The organism is Methylobacterium sp. Ger2507 (genome assembly GCF_055231875.1).
Genome location: NZ_JBUYVC010000001.1, coordinates 1,225,077 through 1,241,720, shown reverse-complemented (window position 1 = coordinate 1,241,720; position 16,644 = coordinate 1,225,077). Strand labels below are relative to the sequence as shown.

The window sequence follows — 16,644 nt, the reverse complement described above, 5'->3', positions numbered from 1 at the left end:
TGCCCGTATCGACAACCCGCGCCACTCTGCGGGGGTCACCTTTTCCCGGCACGCGCGTGCGTTGTGTCGCGTAAGACGCCGGTTCAAGTCTTGGCGGTACCCAGATCGAATCTGGGAGGCACCGGGATCGGCCCCCATGGAACCCGAAGGATCGGCTTTTGCTTTCCCGTGTGATTTTGACAGAAACCTGTCGTGCGGAGTGGGCTACGATGCATGAGACCGCCAAGGACCAGCCGCTGGGGTCAGCCGAGACGAGTCCTGAAACGATCGGTGGCTTCGCTGACGAAATCCGGATGCAGGCGGTCGGCTACGCCGGGAAGCGGAAGGCTGATGTGTCTCGGGTCGTGTCGGATGTTGGGGATGCCATCCGGGCAGGTGGGTCCGGCTTTTCCGATCAGCCCAACATCAAGGCCTTCTTCGATGCGGCCGCCGAGGGAATCGAGGAGTTCGCCGACGGCATCAACCGGCGCACGTTCAGTGAAATCTACGACGAGGTGGATGCCGTCGTCCGCCGCCGTCCAGGCGTCACCTTCGCGGCGGCGGCGCTTGCCGGCTTTGCGCTGTTTCGCGTCCTGAAAGCCTCGGAGATCCGTCCGGTCCCGCGTTCGCGCGCTGTCGTTCCCGTCCAGGTCGCTCCCGTCGATGTCGTCCCCCTCGATGTCGTTCCGACCCCGGATGTGTGAGCCGATGCTTGACTGAGCGTGATCATCGACCCGCATAGAGACTCGGCCCTTCTCCGTGTGGACAGGAGGGGCGGTGTTTTCCGGCCACGCGACGCGGTGGGACCCGGCATCCTGCGCAATGGCGACGCGGTCATGCCGCGCCGGCACTGACACGCGCCGGCTCGCCCGGCCGGTGACGTGCGAGCATGCGGACCAGAGCCAGAGTCGCAGAGGTTCGACGATCGGGAACGAGACTCCATCGAGAGCGGTTCGCCTCCCGATGGAAACCTATGTTATCCTCGTCGCCGGGTTCGGTGTCCTGGTGCTTCTGACGGCATGGTTGCCGATGGTGCTTCGGGCACTGCCGTTGTCCTTGCCCATCTGCTGCGTCGGCATCGGTGCGGCCTTGTCGCTGGTCCCTGCCATCGGCGCAGTCACGCCACATCCGGGCACGCACCTCAAGCTCATCGAACATGCCACCGAGGCGGTCGTCGTGATCTCGCTGATGGGCGCCGGTCTGAAGATCGACCGCTTCATCGGCTGGAAGCGCTGGTCGTTGACGTGGCGCCTGCTCGGCATCGGCATGCCACTGACCATCCTGGCACTGACCGTTCTGGGATCGGCTCTGCTGGGGTTGGGCGCCGCGGCAGCCCTGCTTCTCGCCTCGTCACTGGCACCGACCGACCCGGTGCTCGCCTCCGATGTCCAGGTTGGCCATCCGGCCGAGGACCACGAGGACGAGCCGCGCTTCGCCCTCACCTCTGAAGCCGGCCTGAACGACGGGCTCGCCTTCCCGTTCGTGAATCTCGCGATGGCGTTGGCGGGTTCCGGCAGCCTCGCGGATGTGCCCTGGTCGCACTGGTTGGCGGTCGACGTGCTCTGGAAGATCCTCGTCGGCGCCGTCCTCGGCGCGTTGATCGGACGGATTCTGGGATGGCTGACCTTCCACCTGCCCAACCTGTCGAAGCTGTCCCGAACGGGGGATGGCTTCGTCGCCCTGGGGGTGACCTGCATCGCCTATGGCTGCGTCCAGGCTGTCGACGGCTACGGCTTCGTGGGCGTCTTTGCAGCAGCCCTGGCGCTGCGCGCGTCAAGCCACGGGCATGACTACCACCGCAAGATGCACAACTATGCCGAGGAGCTCGAACGGCTGCTGATGATGGTCCTGCTCGTGGGCTTTGGAGCCATGCTCGCTGCCGGAGGCCTGCTCCAGGCTCTCACGTGGCACGCCTTCGTGTTCGCCATGCTGGCGCTTCTGGTCGTTCGACCCCTGGCGTGCTGGATCGGTCTTCTGGGAAGCGGGCGATCCCGGGAGGACCGCGCCGTGGTCAGCTTCTTCGGCATTCGTGGCCTTGGGACGGTCTATTATCTCGCCTTCGCCATGAGCCATGCAACGTTCCCGGAGGCGGATCTGCTCTGGGCGACGGCCGGCCTGACCGTGCTGATCTCCATCCTCCTGCACGGCGTCACGGTCACGCCGGTGTTGCGCGCCCTCGATCGACGGATGGGGCGGGACACGGAAAGCGCCCAACTCGACCTGAGCCTGTGTCAAAGCTGATCCCGTGGGGCCGGGTGATTGGAACGCAGTTGCTTGACCTTGGCTCGGCGCTTTGCGGCCGAACCCAAGGGAAACCATGCAGCAGATCGAACGGAGAGGGACGACGCCGAGCCGTCTCGATGCACGATCCGGCTTCGCCAGTGCCGTCCAGCAAGGAGGTCCGACGAGGGTCGGATTGTCGTTCCAGGCTGCCGGGCATGATCCGGCATCCTGTGTCCCGATCCCTCCGCCGGGCGGACGCGAAGCCTGCGCCGATTCCAGGCTCCCGCGCCATGGGGCAACCGAGAGCGCAGGCCACGGAACAGATGCGCTCTTGATCAATCGCCCGGCGCCGCTTCGCTCGAGGACTTGGCCCCGTGGCGACAGACCCGTCACCGGAGAGTACCAAGCTCCTGAGGCTGGCAATCTGCAGCCAACCGATCGGGGCCGGCTCTGGCCGATTGGAGAAGCCCGCCCCTCAAAGCGAGGGCATAGGAGCGCAGCCTACCCTACCGAGCGCTTGCGCCCGCCGATCGTCCGTTCTTCGCCGACAGGAACTGCACGTTCAGACTCATGCCCAACCGATGCCGCACGGCACAGTCGAACTGGCGTCCGTCGGCATCGATGATGATCTCGAACCGATCCGGCACCTGCGCCGCCTGACCGAGATGCAATCGCGCGCCGCCCTCCGACAGGTCGCGGATGGAGCAGGCAATGCGTTCGCCACCGGGCAGGCGGATCCCGGCCTGCAGGAGGACGCGCGTTCTTCGCTCGGTGCGCCGCTCCTCCATCCCGATGGTCCAGTTGTCCAGCCCCGTGCTGATGCTCGACACCCCGTCGGCGGCCTGCTGCATACTGCCCAGGATCTTGCCCGTGGCCTGCGCCTGCTCATCCATCGAGGCGGTGACGCCATCGACATGCTGGCTGATCGTGCCGATTGCCGCCGTGATTGTCGCCAGGGTCGTCGCGACCTCGGTGGAGACCGCCTGCATACCGGCGATCTCGTCGCTGATCCGGTTCGTGGCGGCCGCCGCCTGACCGGCCAGGTTCTTCACCTCGGTCGCCACGACCGCGAAGCCGCGCCCGGCCTCTCCGGCGCGGGCCGCCTCGATCGTCGCGTTCAGGGCCAGGAGATTGATCTGCTGGGCGATGTCCGTGATCATCGTGGCGACGCCACTCATCGACCGCGCCGCGCCGCGCAGCCGCTCGGTGGCGGCATCCGCCTCGCCGGCCCGGCCATGGATGTCGTCCACCACGGTCTTGGACTGAGCCATGCTGCGGGAAATTTCCAGAGCGGCAGCGTTCATGGCGTCCGCCGCATCCGTGACCGCCTGGACGTTGTCGAGGGTGCGTTCGGCGGCCTCGACCGCAACGGAGCGCGCCTTCATGTTGGCCGAGACGTCGCTAGCGTACTTCACGATCTTGGTCAGGCGGCCGGCGGGATCGAAGATCGGGTTGTAGCTCGCCTGGATCCAGACGGGCCGGCCGCCCTTGCCGAAACGCTGGAACATGCCCGAGGCGTAGTGGCCGGCGCGCAGGCGGTCCCAGAACGCGGCGTAGTCGGCCGTCTGCGCATAGCCGGGCTCGACGAACATCGCGTGCGGCCGCCCCCGGATCTCCTCGATCCCGTAACCGAGCGCCGACAGGAAGTTGGCATTGGCGTCGAGGACCGTCGCGTCGGGCGCGAACTCGATCACCGCCTGCGACCGGTTGACGGCCGCCAGCTGACCCATCGCGTCGGCGACCTGCAGCTTCTGCGCCGTGATGTCGGTGGCAAACTTCACCACCTTGATCGGGACGCCATCCCGGTCGCGGATCGGATTGTAAGTGGCCTGGATCCAGATCTCGCGCCCACCCTTGGCGATGCGCTTGAACTCACCTGAGCGGAACTCGCCTCGGCCAAGATCCGCCCAGAAGGCACGATACGCCGCCCCCTCGCGCTCGGTCGGATCCACGAACAGGCTGTGATGGCGTCCCTGGACCTCGTCGAGCCCGTAGCCCACAGCAGCCAGGAAGTTGGCGTTCGCATCGAGGATCGTTCCGTCGAGGGCAAACTCGATGACGGCCTGGGAGCGTTGCAGGGCTTCGAGCTGCCCGTCATGGTCGATGTTGCGCAGCACCTGCGGGGTCACATCGGTGGCGAGCTTGACCACCCGGGTCACGCGCCCGGCGCGGTCGAGAACCGGGTTGTAGGTGGCCTGGATCCACACCGCGCGGCCGTCTTTCGCGAACCGCTTGAACTCGCGCGTCTGCGGCTCGCCACGACCCAAGGCGTTCCAGAAGGCGCGATAGGCCTCGCTTCCCTGTTCCGCGGGGGACACGAACCGGGCGTGGTGCTGTCCCGTCAACTCGCCGAGGGTGTACCCCATCAGGTCGAGGAAGAGCGTATTGGCGGTAAGCACCGTGCCATCAGGGGTAAACTCGATGCGGGCTCTGGACCTGTCGATAGCGGCCATCAGCGCGCGCAAGTCAGAGTCGAAAAACGCCACGGAGCCGCTCCTGCGATGCGCTTTCGCATCTGGGCTCTCCCTAATCGACTTCGATTAAACAAAACCGAAACATCTTAAAGGCGAGTGCCGATTTACATTCAATCATCAACACAGACTGTTTCACGGCGTTGTGATTTGTACCCGCCAAGTTAGGCTAAACTATGTTGTTGCTTTGCAGGAGAAAGGGGGTCTCGAGCGCGCCACACCCTGGCCGACGAGATCGGCGTCGGCTTCCGCTCCAGGCCTGTGTCGATGCGGCTCGCGTCTCCTGCATGAGCCGTCCCGTCTCATCGACTCGGCAGATCGCGTTTCCTCTAGGGGGACGTCGAGCCCGGCAAAGTACCTCGTGGCTGTTCCATCCTGATGCTGTGGCGATCCAACCTCGACCACGATCTCACATCTCGATCGGAGCAGCCGCCTTCAGCCGACCCGCAGCGTGACCCCAATCACCCCATAGGAACCGGCCCGGGACAGCAGGCCAGGTCGTGAAACAGATTGAGACGCTTCGCTCTCCTGCCCCCCATCACGCGGCGGCTCCGCGCTGACCGCGAAGAGAAGCGCGTGACCCGCAGGAGCGATACATCGGGACCCGGACACATCGATGGGGAGACGCTTGCCTCACGAACCTCCTTTAGAACAGCTCCTCGGTAAGCCAACCAGGACGGTCGTTTCAGTGCACGCATGTTTTCGCGCGAATCGGATGCCCAACGGGGAGGCGGGGGCTCCAGGCCCGCAACCCGCTCCTCCTTCTCTCCATCTCGCCACAGCGGCGTTCCGCGCTCTTGCGACGTGGCGTTCGTTTGACAGGATCGCCTGCGCGATTTGGGCGGCCGTCACCGCTCAGGTGGCCCCACCATCGTCATCGCCGAAGCGCGCGTGTTGCGCTTTTGTTCTAGGCGATGGGCGGGGCAATCGGGCATAGTTTCGGCATGCGCCTGATGCTTTGGTCTGCCCTCCTGCTGATGAGTTTCGCGCCGCAGCCCGCGGTCGCCGAGTCGGGTTCCGGGTCCGAGGTCGGGCTCGCGGCCCTCGAACACGCTTGGCACGACTGCGTCCGGGAGGCCTTCGTCCATCAGCCCCGGACCCAGAGCAGGGCCGCGTCCCAGCGCAGCGCCCTCGACGAATGTCAGGCCCAGGAGGACGCCTTCGTGGCCGCCGCGATGACGGCGGAGACGGCCCGGCCGCAGGAGCGGATCGGCCGGCATCTCGCGCTCGCGGACCGGGCCCGGGCCTGGGCCGCCTCCGTCGCCAGCGACGTCATCGATCCGGTCTCGTCCTGGTTCGGCGCTTGGCGGCGCTGAAGACCCGCGCAGCGAAAGTCGGCAGGTGCGCAGCATGGCTCGACAGGCGCGCAGCATGGAACGCCAGGCCGATCCCGGGACAGCCCACCAGCACGAACAGCGTGATCAGGGCCCGCCCGAGATGATCGGCCCCGAAGACCGTATCGGACAGAAGGCCGAGGAGCGGCGGACCGGTGCCCGAGGCCGACAGGGTCACACCGGCGATGAAGAGCGCGCTCACCCGCCCCCGCAGCGCCACCGGCGTCAGCAGTTGCACCCCCGTGACGGCGGCCGGAGCCGTGAGCCCGAGCATCGCCGTCAGGACGGTGAAGGCGGTCAGCGATAACGTCCGGTCCGGCACCACCGCCATGACGACCGCCGATGGCAGAGCGGCGAGGAGGCCGAGGCCCAGCATCCGCGAGCTCGCCGCCCGCCGACGGGCGCGGTCGATCCGCCCCAGGATCAGGCCGGCGGAAAGGTGGCCGAGCGGACCGCCGATCAGCAGCAGCAGGCCGAGCACGATCCCGCTCTCCGATGGGCTCATGCCGTGGCTGCGGACGTAGAGGGTCGGCCCCCAGGCCACCAGGGTCCGGCCCATGAGGACGGCGCAGGCCGCCGCGACGCAATGGGGCAGGTAGAGCCTCCAGCGGCGGCGCATCCAGGCCCAGGCCGGCCTCAACCCGCCCCGATGGGCCGGCGGAGCCCGGAGCGGCGTCAGGCGGATGGCGGCCAGGATCAGGAGGAGGTTCGGCAGGCAGGCCAGGACGAAGAGCGCCCGCCACGGCGACAGGGCGCCGAGGCCGGGAAAGACCATGCCGCCGCGCCCCGCAAGCCACGCCAGGGTCGCGCCGCCGGCGAGCAGGGCACAGCTCTGGCCCAGGCTGCCGCTCGCGGTGAACAGGGACACGTTGAAGGCCATCCGGCGCGGAGCCGACCCGTGCGCGATCAGCGAGAGGGAGGCCGGGGCGAGGCCGGCCTGGCCGAAGCCGAGAGCCAGGCGGCTGAGACACAGGCCCCAGAACGATCCGGCCAGGCCGAATCCGAGGGTCGCCAGGGTCCAGATCGCGATGCTGGCGACGAGGATTCGACGCTGGTGGCCGCGATCGGCCAGGCTGCCGAACAGCGGCATCGTCAGCGCGTAGAGGGCCACGAAGGCGGAGCCGTGGAGAACCCCGAGCTGGGCGTCGCTCAGGGCCAGCGCCTGCTTCACCGGAGTTGTCACGAGAGTGAGGAGGAAGCGGTCGCTGGCCGCCGAGAGCTGCGCGAGCGCCATCAGCACCAGCGAGCCGACGCCCAGGAGCGTCCGGCTCGGGACCGACGCGGCCGCCCTGCCCGGGCCTTCACGCATGCGCGGCGCGCTGCGGACGGTCTGGGCGGATCGTCCGGGCGGCGCGCATCAATACAGCTCGCTGTGCCACTCGGCGAGAGGCCATGTCTGGTCGCCCCGCACCCCCGTCTGGGTCCGCATCTGCTGCATGGAGGCCCGGAACTGCCCCGGGGGACGGCCGAAGGTCGTGCGGAAGGCGCGGTTGAAGTGCTGCTCGCTGGTGAAGCCGTAGGCGTAGGCGAGCGTCGCGATCGAGCGCGTCTCGCCCTGGCGGCGAAGGGCATCCCGCACCCGCTCGAGCCGTCGCTGCTGGACGAAGCGGGCCACGCCGCCGTCGCGCAGGAACGCGCGATAGAGCAGGCTGCGGGAGATCCCGAGACTGGCCGCGATGGTGTCGGCGCCGAGGTCGCGATCGCCCAGGTGCTGCTCCACATGGACCTCCGCTGCCCGGCGCCGGACCACGTCATCGGAAGCGTCGTGCGTGGCCGCCCAGACCACAGCCTCGGCCGGAGCGGCCTGCCCGCGCAGGGCGGCGGCCAGGAGCATGCCCAGAACGGCGCTCGATCGCGACGCGACCGTGGGATCCAGCGATTCCGAGCGCCGGGTCAGGGAGACGATGAAATCGGCGACCAGGCCTCCGACGCGCTCCGGCAGGATCGCGCCGTGGAAACGGCGGACGTCGGGCGCCAGGGGCTCGATCAGCTCCCGCGCCACCGGCGTCGAGATCTGATGGACGTCGTGGGCCCGGCTCAGGTGCGGCAGCGTGTTGTCGCAGACGAGGATTTCTCCCGGCCGCACCCGGCGCTCCTGTCCGGGAGGCCCGGCCACCAATTCGCCCGCGAGCAGGAGATGGAGGGTGACGTGATCGAAGCCGTCCTGCCGGACGCGCTGCGGAGAGCGGCTGTGCTGGATGCCGTTGAGGTGACGCTTGAACAGGATCATGCGATCCAGGCGGTAGGCCTGGACCTGGGCGCGGAAGTCCGATCCGATCCTGGCGACATCGGCCCCGCCGGAATACAGCTCCCGATACGCCTCGAATGCGAATTCGGGACCCAGCCGCTGCGTGGAGAAGGCGAAGGACGGAAGCGACACGTCTGGCTGAACCCGGTGGGAGTCATCAGGAGGACCGGCCGACCGGGATCAAACGATTCGACCTCAAGTCTTCCTGATTAGGGTGGTTCCCGGATAGACGACAAGGCACGGTTTCGTGAAGTCAAAAAATGCTGAGTAATCTGTTTGATATATCCCAACCCGAGCACCCACAAAGCCCGACCAGCTGCGGTGGGCTTGCCCGATTTGCAATCAAGCGCCAACACAGAATTTCAATAATATTTTTTCTTATTGTCGCCTGTAAGAATCCGAATTGATCCCGTGGCGGTCTTTATTGTTCCAATCCTCGAACCGGCCATGCCGAGACGAGCCAGAACGTGGACCAAGACGTTGACCCGCAAATGGGGCTGGGCGCGGCAACGCCTCGGTAACCGTTACGCCCTAAATCTGGCGAACCTGCCCGCCCTCCCTGATCCGCGATGCGCTGAATGACCAGAGACCAGCTAGCCGCCGAGTTGCTCCGTATTTCCAAACTGCAGCTCAGCGATATCACACGCGCCGTCAAGAATGGAGAGAAGTCGATTGCATTGAACGAAGTGGTCGATCTTGGCAGACGCCTGAACCGACTCGCGGATGCTGTCGCCGGCCGCCCGCCGCAGGCGATCTCACCCCCGCCCGCGGCCCCCGACGAAACCCGCGTCCAGGCGTGAGCGCGGCATCGGAGTGGCGCGCGGCGCGAAACGTCGCGGCGCGCGCCCGGCTCGACCGGGCCCTGCCCGCCGCCTTCCCGGCCACGGTCCTGCGCCACGCCCTGTCGCGGCCGCTGATCCCGCCGACGCCGCGCCTCGCGGTGGAGGGTTATTGGCGCGCCCACCTGATGCGCGCCGATCGCCTGGCCCGGGCGCTGGCCGCGCGCTCGGGCCAGCCCGAGGGCTGGACATGGCGTCTCGGCACCGAGAAGGGGTCGGGCCTCGCCGCAACCTTCCGGATGCCGCCCTCCCCCTTCCGGGAACCGGCCCACGCACGCGGGAAAGGTCATTGCTGCATCTGCGGACAGCCGGTCTACCGCTTCGGCTGGCACCGGGACCTCTGGGGCACGGGCGTGCCGAACAAGAACGCACGCTGGCACGCAGCCTGCGTCGCCGCCTGGAAACTGTGGGTCGCCCCGAGCGACCAGGTCAAGGTGCTGAAGGCGCACCAGCGTCACCGCTGCGCCGCCTCCGGCAAGCGCCTGTTCAAGACCGCCGAAGTGGACCACCGGGTGCCGCTCTACCGCGTCTGGCGCGAGCATCGCGACGCGGCCTGGCCGACCCTGCTGGGCTTCTGGGGCGCCCCGAACCTCCAGGTCGTCAACCGGGCGGTCCACGTGGAGAAGTGCAGCCTCGAAGCCGGCGAGCGGGCCCAGAGCCGGCAGGCCGCGCGCGGCCGGGCGAGTGAGCCGCCTGATCCGGAGTTTGCCCGGGCGCTTGCCCCGAGCCTCGGTCGCGATCCGGTCGGCTGAGCAAGGCCGGCGCCAGCACTCGGCTCCAGCTGTTGCGAGCGGGGCTCTGGCCCTCAGAGGATGCCTTCGATCAGCTCGAGCTGCTGCGCCTCGGTGGCCTCGATGTACCAGTTCTCGGGAGCGCGCCGCAGGACCTCGTCCAGGGACACGCGCGAACCGGCGACGAGGTTGGCGAAGCCCTCGTTCTGGATCTCGATCGAGCACTCGATCTCGTGCAGAGCAGCCTTCACGGAGGCGATGCAGGTGGTCAGGGGGCCGTTGAGCACCACCTGCTTGTCGAGCTTGCGTTCATGGACCATCAGCCGCGTGCCGCGCGTGAGGAAGCGGTTCGGCCGGGCGAAGAAGCTCATGAACGTGGTCCCGGCCGAGTAGATCGCCGCCTTGCCGAGGAACACGAAGCGACGGTCGGTCATCACGCCGCTCTTGAAGCGGATGTCCTCGCCCATCATCCGCGCGACCTCGGGGTCGCCCCCGAGGGTGGTGAGCTCGACGACCACGAGGTCGCGCCCGTCGATCGCATCGAGCTGGCTCCGGAAATCCCGGTACATGTCGTGGTCGACCGGCCCTGACAGCAGGATGGCCGGCGCGTCGAACGCGGATGCGGGCAGAGGGCTGGTGTCCATGGTGCGGCTCCTGTCGCGACCCATCACGGGTCCGTGACAGCGAGAACGCAAATCCCCGGCCCGGGATCGGTTCCCCAGCCGGCCTCAACGTTTCTTAACCGTTCCGTCGGTATGTCGAAGCTGCTTCGCACTTCGGTTAACCCACGAGTTCGCCCCGATGAGCCACCACACGGAAACGCTCGTGATCGGCGCGGGACCGGCCGGCCTGACCGCCGCCTACCTGCTGGCGAAGGCGGGCCGCTCCGTCACGGTCCTGGAGAAGGACCCGGTGCAGGTCGGCGGCATCAGCCGCACCGTCGCGCATAACGGCTACCTGTTCGACATCGGCGGCCATCGCTTCTTCTCCAAGTCGAAGGCGGTGGTCGATCTCTGGGACGAGCTGCTGCCGGACGACTTCATCGAGCGGCCGCGCCTGTCGCGGATCTTCTACAAGGGCAGGTACTACGCCTACCCGCTGAAGGCCTTCGAAGCGCTGCGCAATCTCGGACTCCTCGAGAGCACGGCCTGCGTCGCCTCGTATCTCTATGCCCGGGCCCGGCCGATCGCGGAGCCGAAGAGCTTTCACGACTGGGTCCGCAACCGCTTCGGCGAGCGCCTGTTCTCGATCTTCTTCAAGACCTACACCGAGAAGGTCTGGGGCATGTCCTGTGACGCCATCTCGGCGGACTGGGCGGCCCAGCGCATCAACGGCCTTGATCTCGGCGCGGCGATCCGCGATGCGCTGGTGCGCTCGCTCGGCCTGCGCAAGGCCCCGCGCGCCGGCGAACCGGTGATCAAGACGCTGATCGAATCGTTCCGGTATCCTCGGAAGGGACCGGGCATGATGTGGGAGGCGGCGGCCGCGAAGATCGCCGCCGGGGGCGGCACGCTGCGCCTCGACCGGGGCGTCGACGGCCTGCACTACGAGGCCCGGACCGGGCTCTGGACCGTGACGGCCAAGGGTGCGGACGGCACCCGCGAGACCTACACGGCCCGCAACGTCGTTTCCTCCGCGCCCTTGCGCGAACTCGTCGGGTCGATCTCGCCCACGCCGATCAGCACCTTCCAGGCGCGGGCTCTGCAGTACCGCGACTTCCTCACGGTGGCGCTGATCGCACGCACGGACCGGAACTTCCCGGACAACTGGATCTACATCCACGATCCGTCGGTGCAGGTCGGGCGGGTGCAGAACTTCCGTTCCTGGTCGCCCGAGATGGTGCCGGACGCGGACCATACCTGCCTCGGGCTCGAGTATTTCTGCTTCGAGGGTGACGGCCTGTGGACCGCGTCCGACGCGGACCTGATCGCCCTGGCCAAGCGCGAGATCGGTCAGATCGGGCTGATCCGCTCCGAGGACGTGGTCGATGCCTGCGTGGTGCGGCAGCCCAAGGCCTATCCGGTCTACGACGAGGACTACAAAGCTCACGTCGCCACCATCCGGCGCGACCTCGAACATGCCTATCCGACCCTGCACCTCGTCGGGCGCAACGGCATGCACAAGTACAACAACCAGGACCACGCGATGATGACCGCGATGCTCACGGTCGAGAACATCCTCGCCGGAGAGCGCCGCTACGATCCGTGGTGCGTGAACGAGGACGCGGAATACACCGAGGCGGGCGTCTCGGGGGCGCAGGACGCGCTGGCGAGCGAGCGCCTGGTTCCGCGCCGCGCGGCCTGACGGCGATGGCGCAGGCCGCGACACCGGACCCTGCGGCGGCCGTGGACCCGGCGCGAGGATGGGGCGGGCGCTGGGCGCAGGCTGCAGCGCGCTCCGCCTGGCCTGTCCTCGGGGCGGTGGGCCTCTACCTGCTGATGCATCCCTACGGCGGCATCGAAGGAGATGCGCGCATCTATGTCGGGCGGGCGCTCGCGGATCTCGATCCTGACGGGGTCGGACGCGACCTCATGTTCGCCCTCGACGGACAGTCGCGCTTCAGCCTGTTCCCGATCGTCCTCCGGACGCTGGTGCAACGCCTCGGCCCGGACGCCGCGGCCCTGGCCGTCAGCGTCGCGGGCCTGTTCGCCTGGTTCTGCGCCGCGGCCTTCCTCGCGGGCGCCATCGCGGCGGATCGGCGCCGCTGGGGCATCCTGATTGCCCTGGTGGTGCTTCCCGCCTCGTACGGCCATCCGGGCATCTTCCGCATCGGGGAGGCGCTGGCGACGCCGCGGACCCTGGCGGAAGCGGCAGTCCTGGCGGGCTTGGCGTCCCAGCTCTCGGGCCGGTTCTGGTCGGCCGCCCTTCTCATGCTGGTCGCATGCCTGATCCACCCGATCATGGGACTCGCTGGCTTAGGGGTGCTCAGCATCGTCCTGATGGCGGAGGATCGGCGATGGCTGGCGCTCCCGGCCACCGCGCTGCCCGCGATCGTGCTCGCCGCCTATCTCGGTCTGCCGCTGTTCGGGCGATTGCTGCAGCCCATCGATCCCCAGTACCTGAGCATCCTGCGCCAGCGATGCTCCGATCTCTTCCCCCTGCTCTGGGCGACGCAGGCCTGGGCGTCCCCGCTGGTGCAGGCCGCCTCGATCCTGATCGCCGGCACCCTCGTGCCGCGGCCGGTCCGCCGGGTTCTGTACGCCGCACTCCTGGCCGGCCTCTGCGGCGTCGCGGCGAACATCGTCTTTGAGGAGTTTGGATCGTCGCTCCTGGTGATCCAGGCTCAGCCCTGGCGTCTCCTTTGGGTCACCTCGGTCGTTGGTGCCGCCGCCCTCGGGCTCTGCGTCACCACGCTGCCGCGCGGAGGCGCGGGAGACCGGATGACCCTCGCGCTGCTGGTGCTGGGCTGGGTGTATTCCGACGATCCTCTGATTGCCGGCGGCGCGGGCACCCTCGCGCTCGCCGTTCACGCGGCCGTCCGCCGCCGCTGGATCGGACCCTCACGCGCCCTGATGCTGGCGACCGTCTGGCTGGTCGGCGCGCTCGTTGCCTGCCGCGCCGTGCTGGAAGCCGTCGCCCTGGGTTGGCTGGTCACCCGCCTGCCCCCGGGTGCCTATCTCGAACTCAGTCTCATCCGGAACTTCGGGCTGGCGGCGCCGCTCGCCCTCACCGCCGGCCTCGCCTGGATCGACATGGCGCGAAGCCGACCCGCGCGGATAATTCTCGGGTTGATGCTCACCCTGACGCTCGTGAACTTCTGGGATGAGCGCGCGCCGGTCTTCGGACGGACCGAGGATCGGGTCGCGCGGTCGGATCTGATCCGGGCGGTCGCGGGCCGCCCCGGCGAGGTGCTCTGGCTCGACAGCGGCGCCGAGACCTGGCTGGTGCTCGGACGTCCGAACTGGATCAACACGCTTCAGGGCGCCAGCATCGTGTTCTCGCGCCCCCTCGCCATGGCGTGGTCGGAACGAATGGGCCGACTGATCGCCCTCGGTCTTGCCACCGAGGCCAACCGCGTGCCGTTCGCGCCCCCCGTCCCGCCGCGCGCGCCCGATCTGCCGGTCGGCGCGGTCGAGACCCTGTGCGCGGCACCCGACGCACCGGCCTGGATCGTCCTGCCGCTGCGCGACGGCCAGGTCCCGCCCGATGGGGGCCGCGTGTTTCCGCTTCATCGTCCCTCGGTGAACGCCATACCGGCCGTCGACGGCCTTTCGTGGAACGGCACGGTCGCCTACGGGCTGCTGCCCTGCCGGACCTGACGTCACGGCTCGGGCAGGTTTCAGCGGCTCCAAACCCGTTGCGCCCCTCTCCTGTCAGTCGAGACGCAGGAGCATGAGCCCGATCAGGGCCGCGATTGGAATCGCGAGACACCCGAACGACCAGGCGGCCACCCCGAAGGCGCCCGCCAGCGCCCCGATGGCGAAGGCCAGCACCGCGGGCACCATCCGGCGCAGGCGCCCCCGCGCCGGGCCGTCCGGCGGAACGGCGCCCCGCGCCCAATCCACGAGGTCGATGACCGCCTGGGTGACGTTGACGGTCATCACCGTCGTGGCGGCGAGATGGGCGAGGCCGAGCCGGCCGATGGCGTTCTGGACGCCCATCGCGGCGACTCCCAGCATCCCGACCGTGACCGCCGCCGCGCCGTCGGGCGAGCCGAGGGGCGACAGGGCGAGGCCCATCACGGCGAATCCGGCGAGCAGCACGATTTCCAGGGCGAGGAGCCAGCGCAGGGGCGCCGCCCCGCGGCGCTCCAGCGCCAGGGCGAGCAACCGCGTCACCGCGACCGCGATGACGAAGGCCGGCAGGGCGAGCAGCTTGGCCACCACCCCGACCGAGGTCGACACCAGTTCGGCGCCCAGCAGCACGAAGTTCCCGGTCACATGGGCCGTGAACAGGCCCGCGAGGGCGATGAAAGCCGCTGCATCGACGAACCCCGCCACGAAGGCAAGCCCGATCCCCGCGGCCAGATCCGGATCGACGCCACGCGGCTTCGAAGAGGGGCGGACTTGCGCGGAGCCGCTCGCGCTGGGTGGGCGTGTCGGTGTCATCGCTGCCGTCTGATTGATCGCGCATTGCGAGGGATGGCCGGTTCTGGCCGAAAGTGCCGGTCAACGGAAGCATCCGTCCTCCATCGGACCGTATCCAGGCAGGCGACCTCCGCGCGAGGACGACGGAAGATGACCGGAGATCTGATGCGTCGACCCCGAAGCGCGAAATCTTATGAAAGCTCGTCTCGTCCTGAACCGCGGGCGGAGCTGTTCGTTGTGATGTCATGACAAATTCCTCATCTGAAGTCTCGCCTGCCACTGCCCAGATCGCGGAGGCCCGCCACCGCGAACTCGCGATGGAGCACCTCCTGTTCGGGACGATCCGTTTCCTGGCCCAGGCCCATCCCGACCTGCTGACGAACCTGGATTCCAGCCTCGATCACCTCTGGGACAAGGCCGACGACGACACCCGGGACGACGAGGCCGTGCGGGAGGTGGCGCGCCGCTTCCTGAAGAGCGTGCACGCCGAGCGCTGACGGTCGGCCCGCCCTGTCCTGGCGGACGCGGCACAATGTCAACGAGGAGGGTGTTATGACGAAGACCCAACTTCTCTCGCAGTTATCGCCTTCTCAGTCCCCGCCCTCGCACGGGTCGCGCGCCCTCGTTCTCGCGACGGCGGCGGCAATGCTGGCACTCGGCTTGAGCGGAGTTGCCATGGCCCGCGGCGGCGGCGGAAGCCGCGGCGACGGCCTGTCGCCCTACGCGGCGCTCAGCGGCAACGACCGCTCCGCCGGGGTGAACAACGGCAATTATCGCTCGCCGGCCCTCGACCCGTATCTCGGGGCCTACGAAGATCGCTACGACCGGCCGGTGCGGGGACGCGTCCGTCCGAGCCGGCAGCCCTATTATGGCACGCCGTACTGACGCGCAGCGGCCGGGCGTGACTTTCTGGGGCATTCCCCCAAGCATGATCCCCTTCAGCCGTGCGGATATCGCGTGCGCGGCGCGCTGAACCTCCGCGTGGGCGGGGCCGGTTGTCCCGGTTGAACCGGACGAGGAAGCCCGACGAATGAGCATCGGCGCCACCCACAACCTTCTCCTCCGGTCGCTGCCGGAGGAGGAGCGCGCCCGGATGCTTCCCCTGTTCGAGCGCATCGAGGTCTGGAAAGGCGAACGCCTGATCAACGAGGGCGACCGGATGGCGTTCTCCTACTTCCCGGAGGACGGGCTCTCGTCGAACCTGACCACGGCCAACGGGAGCCGCCGGCTGGAAGTCGGCTGCTTCGGCTACGAGGCGATGATCAGCACCGCCGTGTTCCTCGGGTCCGAGCGCACCCCTCATGAGATCGTCGTCCAGGTCGGCGGCCCCTGGCTGCGCATCGACGCCGCGTGCCTCCGCGACGCCTTCGAGACCCTGCCGGGCCTGCGACGCGTGCTGTTGCGCTACGCGCACATCTTCATCATGACCCTCAGCCAGACGGCCCTGTCGAACGGCGTCTGCTCGATCGAGGAGCGCCTGGCCCGCTGGCTTCTCATGGCGCAGGATCGACTGAGCACCGCCGACTTGGCCCTGACGCACGAGTTCCTGGGCCTGATGCTCGGGACGCAGCGCTCCGGCGTGACCCTGGCGATCCAGGCCCTCGAGGGGGTCGGCATGATCCGGGCCCGGCGCGGACGGATCACCATCCTCGACCGGGACCGGCTCGTCGCGCATGCGGGGGACAGCTATGGGCCCGCCGAGGCCGAGTATGACCGCCTGATCGCTCCGTTCCGACGGCCTGCCGCGCCCTCCCGGTCAGGCCGTCTCGGGTGACCCCTCGGTTGACCCGCT

Annotated in this window: 15 protein-coding genes; 10 read left to right on the top strand and 5 right to left on the bottom strand. The window is 68.4% G+C overall.

What is annotated here, in order from left to right:
• The first annotated feature begins 158 nt into the window (after positions 1-158).
• On the top strand, positions 159-683 hold the full coding sequence (locus tag ACV7NL_RS05765) for a hypothetical protein (protein ID WP_244478423.1): 525 nt from the start codon (positions 159-161) through the stop codon (positions 681-683).
• A gap of 259 nt (positions 684-942) precedes the next feature.
• Positions 943-2,220: a cation:proton antiporter gene (locus ACV7NL_RS05760; protein WP_056185601.1), complete on the top strand. Its 1,278-nt coding sequence runs from the start codon at positions 943-945 to the stop codon at positions 2,218-2,220.
• Between the two features lie 488 nt (positions 2,221-2,708).
• On the opposite strand, the gene ACV7NL_RS05755 is transcribed toward ACV7NL_RS05760, so the two are convergent.
• Positions 2,709-4,655, bottom strand: a complete 1,947-nt coding sequence (locus tag ACV7NL_RS05755) for a methyl-accepting chemotaxis protein (RefSeq protein WP_463357064.1) — start codon at positions 4,653-4,655, stop codon at positions 2,709-2,711.
• A 971-nt stretch (positions 4,656-5,626) separates the two neighbouring features.
• Between ACV7NL_RS05755 and ACV7NL_RS05750 the strand changes: the two genes are divergently transcribed.
• Positions 5,627-5,989, top strand: coding sequence for a hypothetical protein (locus ACV7NL_RS05750; RefSeq protein ID WP_463355162.1), 363 nt, complete (start codon positions 5,627-5,629; stop codon positions 5,987-5,989).
• Here the strand turns inward: ACV7NL_RS05750 and ACV7NL_RS05745 are convergent.
• Together ACV7NL_RS05745 and ACV7NL_RS05740 are read right to left on the bottom strand one after the other, a co-directional pair.
• Positions 5,946-7,316, bottom strand: coding sequence for an MFS transporter (locus tag ACV7NL_RS05745; RefSeq protein ID WP_463355161.1), 1,371 nt, complete (start codon positions 7,314-7,316; stop codon positions 5,946-5,948). The two genes, ACV7NL_RS05750 and ACV7NL_RS05745, sit on opposite strands and share 44 nt — an antisense overlap.
• Positions 7,317-7,364: 48 nt before the next feature.
• Entirely contained in the window at positions 7,365-8,387 is a 1,023-nt protein-coding gene (locus tag ACV7NL_RS05740) for a helix-turn-helix domain-containing protein (protein WP_247636609.1), read from the bottom strand.
• A gap of 446 nt (positions 8,388-8,833) precedes the next feature.
• Between ACV7NL_RS05740 and ACV7NL_RS05735 the strand changes: the two genes are divergently transcribed.
• Together ACV7NL_RS05735 and ACV7NL_RS05730 are read left to right on the top strand one after the other, a co-directional pair.
• Positions 8,834-9,055, top strand: a complete 222-nt coding sequence (locus ACV7NL_RS05735; protein WP_056480711.1) for a hypothetical protein — start codon at positions 8,834-8,836, stop codon at positions 9,053-9,055.
• Positions 9,052-9,846 (top strand): hypothetical protein, encoded by a 795-nt coding sequence (locus tag ACV7NL_RS05730; RefSeq protein WP_463355160.1) that lies wholly within the window; start codon positions 9,052-9,054, stop codon positions 9,844-9,846. Before ACV7NL_RS05735 ends, ACV7NL_RS05730 begins: the two co-directional genes overlap by 4 nt.
• A gap of 53 nt (positions 9,847-9,899) precedes the next feature.
• Here the strand turns inward: ACV7NL_RS05730 and ACV7NL_RS05725 are convergent, their stop codons facing one another.
• Positions 9,900-10,469 (bottom strand): hypothetical protein, encoded by a 570-nt coding sequence (locus ACV7NL_RS05725; RefSeq protein ID WP_056185583.1) that lies wholly within the window; start codon positions 10,467-10,469, stop codon positions 9,900-9,902.
• Between the two features lie 157 nt (positions 10,470-10,626).
• Here ACV7NL_RS05725 and ACV7NL_RS05720 point away from each other — a divergent pair, with 157 nt between their 5' ends.
• Together ACV7NL_RS05720 and ACV7NL_RS05715 are read left to right on the top strand one after the other, a co-directional pair.
• Positions 10,627-12,129: an NAD(P)/FAD-dependent oxidoreductase gene (locus ACV7NL_RS05720; protein WP_463355159.1), complete on the top strand. Its 1,503-nt coding sequence runs from the start codon at positions 10,627-10,629 to the stop codon at positions 12,127-12,129.
• A 41-nt stretch (positions 12,130-12,170) separates the two neighbouring features.
• Complete coding sequence (locus ACV7NL_RS05715) at positions 12,171-14,084, top strand: hypothetical protein (RefSeq protein ID WP_463355158.1); 1,914 nt, start codon at positions 12,171-12,173, stop codon at positions 14,082-14,084.
• Positions 14,085-14,138: 54 nt separating this feature from the next.
• On the opposite strand, the gene ACV7NL_RS05710 is transcribed toward ACV7NL_RS05715, so the two are convergent.
• Positions 14,139-14,873, bottom strand: a complete 735-nt coding sequence (locus tag ACV7NL_RS05710; protein WP_056185572.1) for a YoaK family protein — start codon at positions 14,871-14,873, stop codon at positions 14,139-14,141.
• Between the two features lie 224 nt (positions 14,874-15,097).
• Here ACV7NL_RS05710 and ACV7NL_RS05705 point away from each other — a divergent pair, with 224 nt between their 5' ends.
• The 3 genes from ACV7NL_RS05705 to ACV7NL_RS05695 all read left to right on the top strand — a co-directional run bounded on the left by ACV7NL_RS05705 (position 15,098) and on the right by ACV7NL_RS05695 (position 16,626).
• The gene (locus ACV7NL_RS05705) at positions 15,098-15,349 is read left to right on the top strand and encodes a hypothetical protein (RefSeq protein WP_463355157.1); all 252 of its coding nucleotides are present in this window, start codon (positions 15,098-15,100) and stop codon (positions 15,347-15,349) included.
• Positions 15,350-15,404: 55 nt separating this feature from the next.
• On the top strand, positions 15,405-15,737 hold the full coding sequence (locus ACV7NL_RS05700; RefSeq protein ID WP_463355156.1) for a hypothetical protein: 333 nt from the start codon (positions 15,405-15,407) through the stop codon (positions 15,735-15,737).
• A 145-nt stretch (positions 15,738-15,882) separates the two neighbouring features.
• Positions 15,883-16,626 (top strand): Crp/Fnr family transcriptional regulator, encoded by a 744-nt coding sequence (locus ACV7NL_RS05695; protein ID WP_463355155.1) that lies wholly within the window; start codon positions 15,883-15,885, stop codon positions 16,624-16,626.
• The last annotated feature ends 18 nt before the right edge of the window (positions 16,627-16,644 follow it).

What these genes read in the sequence shown, in the direction of transcription:
- ACV7NL_RS05760 (WP_056185601.1), top strand. Translation starts at nt 943, where the DNA reads ATGGAAACCTATGTTATCCTCGTCGCCGGGTTCGGTGTCCTGGTGCTT.
- ACV7NL_RS05755 (WP_463357064.1), bottom strand. Translation starts at nt 4,655, where the DNA reads ATGGCCGCTATCGACAGGTCCAGAGCCCGCATCGAGTTTACCCCTGAT.
- ACV7NL_RS05750 (WP_463355162.1), top strand. Translation starts at nt 5,627, where the DNA reads ATGCTTTGGTCTGCCCTCCTGCTGATGAGTTTCGCGCCGCAGCCCGCG.
- ACV7NL_RS05745 (WP_463355161.1), bottom strand. Translation starts at nt 7,316, where the DNA reads ATGCGTGAAGGCCCGGGCAGGGCGGCCGCGTCGGTCCCGAGCCGGACG.
- ACV7NL_RS05735 (WP_056480711.1), top strand. Translation starts at nt 8,834, where the DNA reads ATGACCAGAGACCAGCTAGCCGCCGAGTTGCTCCGTATTTCCAAACTG.
- ACV7NL_RS05725 (WP_056185583.1), bottom strand. Translation starts at nt 10,469, where the DNA reads ATGGACACCAGCCCTCTGCCCGCATCCGCGTTCGACGCGCCGGCCATC.
- ACV7NL_RS05720 (WP_463355159.1), top strand. Translation starts at nt 10,627, where the DNA reads ATGAGCCACCACACGGAAACGCTCGTGATCGGCGCGGGACCGGCCGGC.
- ACV7NL_RS05710 (WP_056185572.1), bottom strand. Translation starts at nt 14,873, where the DNA reads ATGACACCGACACGCCCACCCAGCGCGAGCGGCTCCGCGCAAGTCCGC.
- ACV7NL_RS05705 (WP_463355157.1), top strand. Translation starts at nt 15,098, where the DNA reads ATGACAAATTCCTCATCTGAAGTCTCGCCTGCCACTGCCCAGATCGCG.
- ACV7NL_RS05700 (WP_463355156.1), top strand. Translation starts at nt 15,405, where the DNA reads ATGACGAAGACCCAACTTCTCTCGCAGTTATCGCCTTCTCAGTCCCCG.
- ACV7NL_RS05695 (WP_463355155.1), top strand. Translation starts at nt 15,883, where the DNA reads ATGAGCATCGGCGCCACCCACAACCTTCTCCTCCGGTCGCTGCCGGAG.